The organism is Microcystis sp. M109S1, assembly GCF_020247025.1.
Taxonomy (GTDB): Bacteria; Cyanobacteriota; Cyanobacteriia; order Cyanobacteriales; family Microcystaceae; genus Microcystis.
In genome coordinates, this window is sequence record NZ_JADBRW010000084.1 from 1 (window position 1) to 3,082 (window position 3,082).

A 3,082-nucleotide genomic window follows, 5' to 3' on the forward strand; every position below is an offset into this window, starting at 1 on the left:
AGAGTCCTGCCTCTGGATTCTTAATGGAGACATTGAGAATCTAAGCTGTCTCGTTGAACAAGGAATTTCTAACAGCGATGGGTCAAGAATCCCCCGTCACAGCGTAGCTTGACGGTGGGAGTATGTCAAAAAAGACAAAAACGCTATCCCGAAGCTCTCCAAGACTATCAAAAACTTCTCGAACTGGACGAAAAAAATCTGATTGCGATTACCAATATCGGCTTAATTCATTACGAACAAGGCGATCTAAACTTGGCTAGTAGCCAATTTCAAAAAGTCTCGAAATTAACCCCCAATCTGCCGAAAATCAACTGGCTCTCGCTGTCACCGAAAAATTGGGTTGAAAGCCTCGCCCTTTTAGGGCGACTTTATAGGATGTAAGCTAAACGGCGCTTAACCTGCATGATCCAATAGCTATAACCCTTTTGGAGTCTATATCGGTGATCCGAAGTAAAAGCCGTTTAGCTTATGATATTAAGAATAGGGGGCCGGGTAAGCAACCGCTGGAAAAACCCAGTCATCAACCGTAGAGATGAACGCACCTTGAAAACTAGAGTTATGGGGTTCTCTAGGGGAATGCTCCTATAGGTAAAAGCTCTAAGCGTCAAGTACCAGAGAAACCAATTATTTTAGAGGTTTTGAACTGTATCGTAGGGCATACGAAAACAGGCTTCTGTAAGGTCGCGAAAGTCTGAGGAGAGAACCACCTCTGGGTGGGATTTCGCCAGGAATCTAATTCAAGTCCACATCGTTGAGCCAGAAATTCTCAGCAGCGATGCTAGAAGAATCCACGTCCGTTTACGGCGTGGGGTATGTCAATCTCTACCGTCAAGGCAATACGGGGAAAGCGATCGAACTCGCTAAAAGCGCGCTTAAAATCGACCCTGAATTTTCTCAGGTTGAAACCCTGCCAAAAAATCTCTGGGGTGATAAAATCATCGCCGATGCTCGGAAACTACTCTCCCAACTGTAGGATAATTCCCTGAGACTTTTTGATACCAGAGCCGTTTTTAATAGTACGATTAACTGCCAATCTAACTTTAAAAACCCACTTCCCGCATTTCTCACAAACTGAATTGAGAACCTAATTTAGAGGTTGAGAGTTGTGTTTTTAAAAATTAAGAAAAACTCGGAAGGTTGCCGAGCGATAATTCGACAAAACTAGCCAAATTTTTGCGGAATCAACAGATAAAATCTAGTCAATTAGTCAAAATTTTCATGATAAAACAGGCTGAATTTATGAACAGCCCTTTTAAAAATTATTTAGTTGTTTTTGAGAACTATTCGACTTATCCAGGAGCAGAAAGTCCTTGAATTCTAGAGTAAGCTATCACTAAAATATCTTGATAAGGACAAGAACTAGCGATGGCGATTAAAACTCTTCTAACGCTCACAGTAATTCTCGCCCCCAATTTCAGAAAATTAAGACGAATTGTTCCTACTGTTGCTTGGGCAAAAGCGGTTTTAGATAAGCAATTTTGACGAAAAGCCTGCATCAAGACATAAGCCATTGATGATAGCCAAAGTCTTAATTGATTACTCTCGAATGTCTGGGTTGAAGTCCGGTCAGCAAATAAATCTAGTTGTTGTTCTTTAAGACGATTTTCTATTTCTCCTCTAGGGCAATATTTGTCTGTATAAAGCTTTGAGGGGCGGATTTTTGAAGCTGGTAAAGATGTGACAACATGACGAATTTTTAATCCTTTACTACCATGACAAACTTTGGTAACAACTCTTCTTGAACGACTCCAAGATTGTTGAGTTTTGTAGCAAAGAGAGCGATAAAAAGTCGATTCTGGAACTAATTACCCAACTTCTTCTAATTTTTCTTCAGGAGAAAATAGCGTCTCCATTAAAACAGTAACAGGCTCAAGTTTTTGCTGATAATCATTTTTAGCTTTCCCAATTACCTCGGCCGCTCGTAACTTCAATTGGCTATTAGTTGCTATAGCTATAACATAATCGACTCCTTGAAAATCTTCACAGAATTTAAAATTTTCTTCCCTGGCATAAGCACTATCTCCTCGTACTAATATCTGAGTATTTGGCCATTTTTCTCTAATTAATTTAATTACTCTTTGTAGTTCTTCTAATGCTCCTGCTGCTGGCTCTACATTGGATGACCTCAGTTTAGCTACTAATAAATGATGCCCGCAAAATATAGCATTTCTGATTCACGAGAGGTACATTCTCAATGCTGAAAAGCTTAATTAGCAAAGGTTAAGCTGTGCCGCACAGATGCGAGAACCGCTATATATACAAAGGCGCATAACACACTCCTTTATAATAAGTATTGAAAAATGCCCCTTCTTGATTGACCTGCACTTGGTCATCGGTGACATCCATGTCTAAAATAATTTGTTTCGGTGGCTTTTTGTAGGATTCTAGAAAGATGTCCACAAAAGCTTTTTCAATTTCTTTGGGGTTATGTTCGATTTTATGGTAGCGACTTTTTTCTGGCTCTCTGATTGTTTCTGGACAATATTCTAGTCGATTAATTGTACTTTTTCCCGCTAAACCTGCTTGGTTTGAGTCAATAAAATTCAATTTTTTTAGAGCAATTGCCAAAGCAGGGTCATGGCGTAATTTATCATGGTCATTGACATCTTCATAACCTAAAGTGATTCCATAAATTCTTTGCGCGAGTAATTGATGAACTGAATAATCTATGTAAGATAAATTTCGATGGTCTTGAAAGCATTCGGCGAATCTAGCTGTAATTTTCAGCTTTTCGTCTAACTCTGCTATCAACACAATTCCAGCATCTGAGGTGATTATACCTCCATCAAAATTAGCGTTCAATTCTTTTCCTTTAAGTTTTCCAAGGTTGAGTTGCTGGCTGATTTTTAGTCGAGAAGTGGGAGTCATAAACTGGTCTATTTAGATGATCTTTATGATTAAATTATAGAAGGTTTTATGTTTTTTTTCAACTTCTAATTTCTGGCTCTTCGTTACCCTTTATGCTAAATCAACAGACAAGATGCCAAGACAACATACTTCTAACCCAAAAATTCCGAAAGTTTCTAAAGCCATAGCCTCTCCGTTTTATTAGTTTAAGTTTATTGTTGATTCCCTCGACCAC

General features: G+C 38.8%; 3 protein-coding genes and 2 pseudogenes. 3 read left to right on the top strand and 2 right to left on the bottom strand.

Annotation, left to right across the window (positions count from 1 at the left end; translation table 11 throughout):
* From IM322_RS04145 to IM322_RS04155, 3 genes and pseudogenes are all read left to right on the top strand, one after another.
* Positions 1-112 (top strand): annotated as a pseudogene (locus IM322_RS04145) (zinc ribbon domain-containing protein); the annotation flags it as partial.
* 2 nt (positions 113-114) lie between these two features.
* Entirely contained in the window at positions 115-381 is a 267-nt protein-coding gene (locus IM322_RS04150) for a tetratricopeptide repeat protein (RefSeq protein ID WP_287699147.1), read from the top strand.
* A gap of 394 nt (positions 382-775) precedes the next feature.
* Positions 776-973 carry a hypothetical protein gene (locus tag IM322_RS04155; RefSeq protein ID WP_287673702.1) on the top strand — a complete coding sequence of 66 codons (198 nt, stop codon included), beginning with the start codon at positions 776-778 and terminating at the stop codon, positions 971-973.
* 316 nt (positions 974-1,289) lie between these two features.
* Here IM322_RS04155 and IM322_RS04160 read toward each other — a convergent pair.
* Positions 1,290-2,868: pseudogene (locus IM322_RS04160) on the bottom strand (IS1380 family transposase).
* Between the two features lie 100 nt (positions 2,869-2,968).
* A partial coding sequence (locus tag IM322_RS04165; protein WP_130758671.1) for a transposase occupies positions 2,969-3,082 on the bottom strand: 114 nt, incomplete at its 5' end.

Bases quoted from the DNA above. Each gene is read 5' to 3' on its own strand.
- IM322_RS04155 (WP_287673702.1), top strand. From the start codon at position 776: ATGCTAGAAGAATCCACGTCCGTTTACGGCGTGGGGTATGTCAATCTC.